Source organism: Oricola indica (assembly GCF_019966595.1).
GTDB lineage: Bacteria > Pseudomonadota > Alphaproteobacteria > Rhizobiales > Rhizobiaceae > Oricola > Oricola indica.
In genome coordinates this window covers 1-6,051 of record NZ_JAINFJ010000034.1, presented here as the reverse complement: position 1 = coordinate 6,051, position 6,051 = coordinate 1, and the positions used below count along the sequence as shown (strand labels likewise).

Genomic DNA, 6,051 nt, shown 5'->3' with positions numbered 1-6,051 from the left:
AAGCACATGCTTTAAGCTCCCGTCTCCATGCTCTTCCTTATCGATGAGGATGGGTCTGATAAACAATCAGCCCTTACACCTAGGGCACACCCAGAGGTCCATAGGGGAGAGTTATCCAGAAAGCGAAGGCTTGAGCGGCTTCTCGGCAACCGGAAGGGCGACACCAAGCAGTTTGCGTGATGCATCCTCCATGGCCGCCCGCGCTTGCTGTCTCCGGGATTTAGCGACCATGAGGCCATCGTGTATTCCCAATGCGGGGACGCCTTGCCGTGCAAGATCAAGGAGGGTGGCCACAAGGATATTGCCCTCCAGCGCCATGAGGTCCAGCCCGGCCATACAGCCGAACTGAGAGGCGATTGGAGCATGGCGCGACCGAATGGCCGCATCCATCTTGGAGGCGCTCCACGAGCGATCTAGGCCCGTTTTGGCGAGGTCTTCGGGCAACCGTTTCATTGGACCCTTCCGACATAGCATCGCCAAAACGGCGATCTTGACCTGATCGCGGCGCAAGCCGACCACACCACTGTAAGGATCGTCCTCGGGAAGCGGCGAACCGGCCTGCCAGTAAGCCAGTCGTGCAAAGGCCGCCTTGAAGTCCAGGTCGGCAAGCTCTTCGCCTTCGAGCGTTATCAGGTGGCGTTGTCCGCGCGGCAAGTTCTGCCACCACCCACCGTACAGGCGGCCTACCTTGTCGAAACGTCTTGGAGCGTCTCGGTCCTCAATGAGGAAGTGCCGGGTTAGGAAGCTCGAAGCAACGGGCCGACCGTCAAACCGAATGTCAGCCCCCGCAAGGCACGCATTGATTTCTTCCACCTCGGAGCGGAGCCGCCTTGTCTCCTTGGTGTCGGTATAGTCCACGAGTGCCTTTATGCGCTGCTTGCTGACAACGGCCTTGAGGATGATCGTCTCGGCACTGGGAGCCCGACCGACATGGGGACCGTCTCCGAGTCCGCCCATGGTGGTCCAAAGTTTGATACTCGGGCGGATGGAGGTGCGGACCCTGTGATATTCCCCGGCCTTCCTTTCCAGCCATCCAAGACGGCCCAACGCGGAGACCATCTCCCGAAGAACTGGAGTGGCCACCTCTCGGCGGTCATAGCGGGTTTGTTGGGTGTTCCGCATGTCGAGGATGATGGACCCTCGGAGGTTCCCTGTCTCGTGGAGTGTCGCTAGGTTTGCCAAGATGTTCCCGACGACTATGCGCTTCCTCTCGGTGGCGTCCCTCCGCCTACGCTTGGGGTGGGGGCTCGACGCCTCCACCTCCTCGAAGATGGTCTCCGCGAGGGAGCAAAGCGCGGGGCTCAGTGGCTTGAGGTAGGGGTCATGGGGCAAGTCCCAAATTTTATCCTCGGAGGCCCCGGTTCCCCCATCCGATGTCGCGAGTGAGTGCTCATGGATACTCATCCGGTAACCACCTTCATGACTGCCTCCACGGCCCCATCCATGTCGAACACGCGGGCCTCCTCTCGGACCTGTTGCCCCAGTATCCTCATCATGCGGCCTTCAGGTCGCGGCCAACTCGGTTTGAGATTCACGCCTCCAGACGTGACCGGGTGTGTACCCGATGCGGCCCTGTGGATGACCTTGGCGATTTGGACATGAAGGAACTCCCGATTTGCCCTCGGTCCTAGCTCCCGGTAGGCGGCCTCAAGTGCGAGGGCGATGTGGAGAAGGTCCTCTCCCGTCCTGCCCGTCTCCCGGAAACGTGCAAGGGCCACCTGAGCCTTCCTCTTGGGGGGCAACCATCTGACCTCGTGGGCGGTGACTATCTCCCCGGCTGTGTTGAGGAGCGTATCGAGGCACTGGAGCGTTACCTTAACCGCGTGGCTGTCCTTGTTCGCGTCCGTCCAGTTCTTGGAGGCGGCCCGGTAAGGATCAACCTCGTGGCGGCTGTAGGACCGTCTCCAGGTCGATCCGTGGCGGCGGAGCATCTCCTTGTGGCGCTTGCAGTAGGTCTGCGAGAGGCCGTTACCGGCCCCCCGCTGTGTGAGGTTGGTGCATCCCGAGACCGCGCATCTGGTATTCCCGTCTCCCGGAGCCTCGGCGCGGCGCTTGATGCTATCACGGCTTGCTGCTCTATCCTCGGGGGACTTCATGGAATCCACCCTTCGCGGAAGCCATAAAGGATGGACCCGTGTTCATCGCCGCTATCGCCCTTTTGCTCTAGTTCCCCGGCCTTCTCCCGCTTTCGGACCCAAAGTCCCACAGACTTACAGACCCTATTTGCCTCCACGCGGTCTTTCACCTCTTGGAGGTCCACCCATGCGTCAGCCAATTGCCGGATCGTCAGCGGGCCTTTCTCTTCGAGTAGGGCGCGGAGGAACTTCGCCCTTTCCCCATCCGTTGACACCAACCGTAGGTCCATTTCAGGGGCTGCCCCAAAGTTTCTCGTGGACGCCTTATCGACGTTCTCAGCACGTCTGTCCTTTCTCCACTTCGCCATGATCAATACCCCATATCCTTGAGCTTCTGCTGTAGGTCCTTTGCAGTCGGACCCTCCTCGCTGGCTCTCTTGGCCTTGATGGCGTCCCTCACGTCCGTCTGTCGGCGCATGACCTCCTTGCGAAGCTCGGGGTAGTCCCGAAGCATCGACTTGTAGGCAATCTCCCGATAGCGGCGCACGATATCGCCCATGGCAGCCAACTTGGTGCCGTCCACAGTGGCGGGGCCGTCCACGAGTTTGGCGTAGCCCTTGGACGTGATGAGCTTCTCCAAGGCGGCCTTAAGCGTCTTCTTGCCTCCGCCTCCTTGAGCCGTTCGCTCTTGGAAAAGGTCAAAGGCGTTTCGGCCACCGGAGAGGGTCACGTCCCGGAGGTCCACCCCGTTGCGGCTCGGGGCTGGGGGTCGGGTGCCTTCGCCTGTCTCGGTGATGATACGGACGTGCTCCGCCTCCACCACGTCCAATCCCTGTATGGATGTGAGACCCCGCTGTCTCCAGATGGGCTCCCCGAAGCTGTCACGCCTTGGAGGCAGCGTCTCCGAGTATCCCGGCAAGTCCCTCATCGCGATATCGACAACGCCACGGGCTTCCCGAAGGTAGTGGTCGGAGTTGGCGTAGGCCTTGAGCCCTGAAGACCCCGGCACCATCGCCCCGGCCAGCGACCCCATGAACCGCTCCAGATTGCGCTCGGGGTCGGTGAAGGCCCGAATGGCGCGGTCGGTGTTCTGCAAGAAGGACCTGTCCGAGAAGGACTTGAAGAGCGCGGACGCAATGGCGAGTTCCGCCTTGTTGGTCTCCCTGGCGGCGGGGTGGAGGTAACGCATATCCACGAGGTCAGCCATGAGACCGAACGGAAGGCCGACCGGATCGAAGCGGCCTAGAGGGAAGTAGGACTTGGAGCCGTCCTCCTTGGTGGTGATAATGCTGTAGGGCTTCCATCCCGTGGCAAGCAATTGGGTTCGCAAGGCGGGGTCCTTAGGCCCTCCGCCTGTAAGTCTCCCTTCTGCGGCCAACGTGGCGGCCATGGTCATGAAGGTTGCTCCTAGCGCCATCTGTCCGACCGCCTGAGCCTGAGCCTCGGGACCCATGGCCCCCTTGAGCATCTGCCGGTATTCCGTCTGCGCGAGGTTGAGGACCGGCGTCATCTTCCACGAGTACCTCAGCACGTTCACCGGGGTCTTGATGTATGGGAGCACGAGGGCCACGGCGGGAACTTGGTGGCGGAACGTCTGGACCGCGTGTCCTACGGTCCCCGCGAGGAGTTCCTGTTGGTGTGTCGTGATCTTGGCCTCTTGAAGGGCCTCGGCGTCCAGCGCCTTCCCGTCCACCGTGAGGGCCTCACCCATGCGGCGCTTTACGTGTGCCGTGAACTCGGACCCCGTTAGCCCCGCGTCTGCGGCTTCCCCTGCGGCCTTGGCTTGGACGACTGCCCGGTATCGTAAGACCTTGATGAACTCATCTGTGGCCCCGAGTGCCCTCGTGGGGAGGCCCACACCTGTCCTGTAGGCTCCGACCGCTGCCTTTTTGCTGGCCTCGGAGACTTGCTTGAAGTTGGCGGCAAGGAGACCGTTGTAGAAGTGGTCAAAGTTGTCCTTCACCTCCTTCCACGTGATGGGCGGAGCGTTAACCCTGGAGCCGTGCATGAAGTGCTCGTCGGTGTGCGGTGAGAGGATCGAGTCCCCTTTCATGAAAGCCGACACCAAGCCCTCCCAAGCGTCCCCGATGGCCGCAACCGTATACCGGTATTCCCTGAGGCCCTGAGAGCGGATGGCCCCACCCTTGGACCCCAACACAAAGCTCCCGATCACCTTCTCGGTCGGTCGGAAGGCCAGCATCATGAGGTTGCCGGTCGTGTTCACGATGTGCGTGGGGTAGTTCCACAAGAGGTTATTGGTGAGGAGGAATGTTGCCTCATCCGTCATCCGCCTCCAGAAGGACGGTGTTGCCACCTGCTTGAGCTTGTCGATTTCCCCTCGGGTCCCCACGATGGCGTCAATGAGTTTGTCTGCTGGGACCTCGGAGAGCGCCGCCACGTCCTCGGGCTTGATGGCAAACTCGGAGCGGTTGCGTCTCAACGCCCGACCGGCTGCGGCCCTCATGGAACTCCCGGCTGAGAGCATGTCGGCGGCGGCCATGAGCCGCTTGCGGACTTCCTCGCGTGCGACTTCCGGGGACCCTCCGAACTCATCCAACATCCCGGCTTGGACTTTATCGGCGGCTGCAAAAGCGTCATCGAAAAGGCGGCGGGCGATGATGTAGGATGCCTCCATATTCGCCACCATCGAAGTGGCTTGGTCTCCAGCCTGAGAGAGTTCGCCCATGAGGAGCGCAGGGTCTTCTCCCCAAAGGTCGGCGGCACGGGAGACCATGCGGCTTACCTCAGCGTCCTTGAGGACCTCTCCGCCCTTCTTGGCTGCCATGTCCGCTTCGAGGGTCTTGGCGGTATTTGCTACGAGGGTCTGGACCTCATCCGTGGCGTTGAGCTTCTGCCAAGGGAGATTGTAGGACGCGAACTTGTGGCCGTTCGCTATGGCTTCCTCACGGCTTCCGAACGTATCGAGGGCTTCAAGATCGCGGCGGGTGCTTTCGATGATTTCCCGGAACTGAGCGTCTGAGGGAGCCGCTTCGGGCGATATGCCCTGCTTGACTCCAGATTGGCCGGTGAGCGGCGTCTCGGGTGGCGTAGGGATTGCTGCCGGTTCGGCCTTGGCGGCTGTCTGCGAGGCGTTGCGGGCCGATTGCTCGGGGATAGCGGGCTTTGGGTCGTCAACGGTGGAGGGGGTGGGGCCATCCGCCATCGGGCTTGGGGCCTCCGCCTTCTGGACGGTCTCCACTTGGTCCAACACCTTGGCCGCTTCTTCGGGTTGGCCGTGGCGGAGTAGCTTCAGGGCCTTGGTGGATGCCGCAAAGACCCCGGCAAGGGCGAAGTCCAGGCCGATGCCTTCGAGTGCGTTCTTAAAGCGGCCCTCAGCGGCGCTGTCCTCGGGAGCGGCTGCGAGGTATTCGGTCACTGGGTTCTGGAGCGAAGGGAAGCTCTCGATGAGGTTGGAGAGGCGTTCCTCGTGTGGGTCAATGACCACGGCCCCGGCGATGGCACCACGAGCGGTCTCGTAGGCAAACCTCCCGGCCTTACCTGCGGCCTTGAGCTTCTGGACGCCCTTGATGGGGGCCATGATCTTCCCCGCTCCGATCATCCCCGTGGCGAACTGCGAGATGCTGGAAGCGAGGGCGTTTTGGGGGGCGTCAGCTCGGAGCTCCGAGTCCCGACGCTCGATGTCGCGGCGGAGTTGGGACTTATCGCCCTCTTCTGGCTCTCCCATGAGGAAGTCCTTGGTCTCGAAGCCTGCCTTGGCGATGCCGCCTCCTACCGACCGCCAAAGCTCGGAGGCAGGCTCCAGGGCGTTCGCTACGCCTTGGAGAGGGTTGAAGCCGTCGCTTGTTGGTTTGTCCTCGGGGGGTTCTTTCCCAAGGTCCCGGAAGACCTTCGCTCTGGCACGCTTGTAGAGGTCGGGATCGTTGACTTCCGGGCTTATCCCGCGCTCCTCATCGATCTTCTTGAGGGCTTCCTTAAAGAGGTCGCGGGGTGGTGTGTTTGAATTTTGGTCGGACAT

At 61.8% G+C, this 6,051-nt stretch carries 3 protein-coding genes; all 3 read right to left on the bottom strand.

The genetic code is table 11. The features are described 5' to 3' along the window. Nucleotides 1-111: 111 nt before the first annotated feature. Complete coding sequence (locus LC343_RS24820) at nucleotides 112-1,404, bottom strand: hypothetical protein (RefSeq protein ID WP_223479834.1); 1,293 nt, start codon at nucleotides 1,402-1,404, stop codon at nucleotides 112-114. Further along, nucleotides 1,401-2,096 (bottom strand): hypothetical protein, encoded by a 696-nt coding sequence (locus tag LC343_RS24815; protein WP_223479833.1) that lies wholly within the window; start codon nucleotides 2,094-2,096, stop codon nucleotides 1,401-1,403. Before LC343_RS24815 ends, LC343_RS24820 begins: the two co-directional genes overlap by 4 nt. Nucleotides 2,097-2,445: 349 nt before the next feature. Beyond that, nucleotides 2,446-6,051: hypothetical protein (locus tag LC343_RS24810; RefSeq protein WP_223479832.1), on the bottom strand; the 3,606-nt coding region annotated here is incomplete at its 5' end.

Bases quoted from the DNA above. Each gene is read 5' to 3' on its own strand.
- LC343_RS24820 (WP_223479834.1), bottom strand. From the start codon at position 1,404: ATGAGTATCCATGAGCACTCACTCGCGACATCGGATGGGGGAACCGGG.
- LC343_RS24815 (WP_223479833.1), bottom strand. From the start codon at position 2,096: ATGAAGTCCCCCGAGGATAGAGCAGCAAGCCGTGATAGCATCAAGCGC.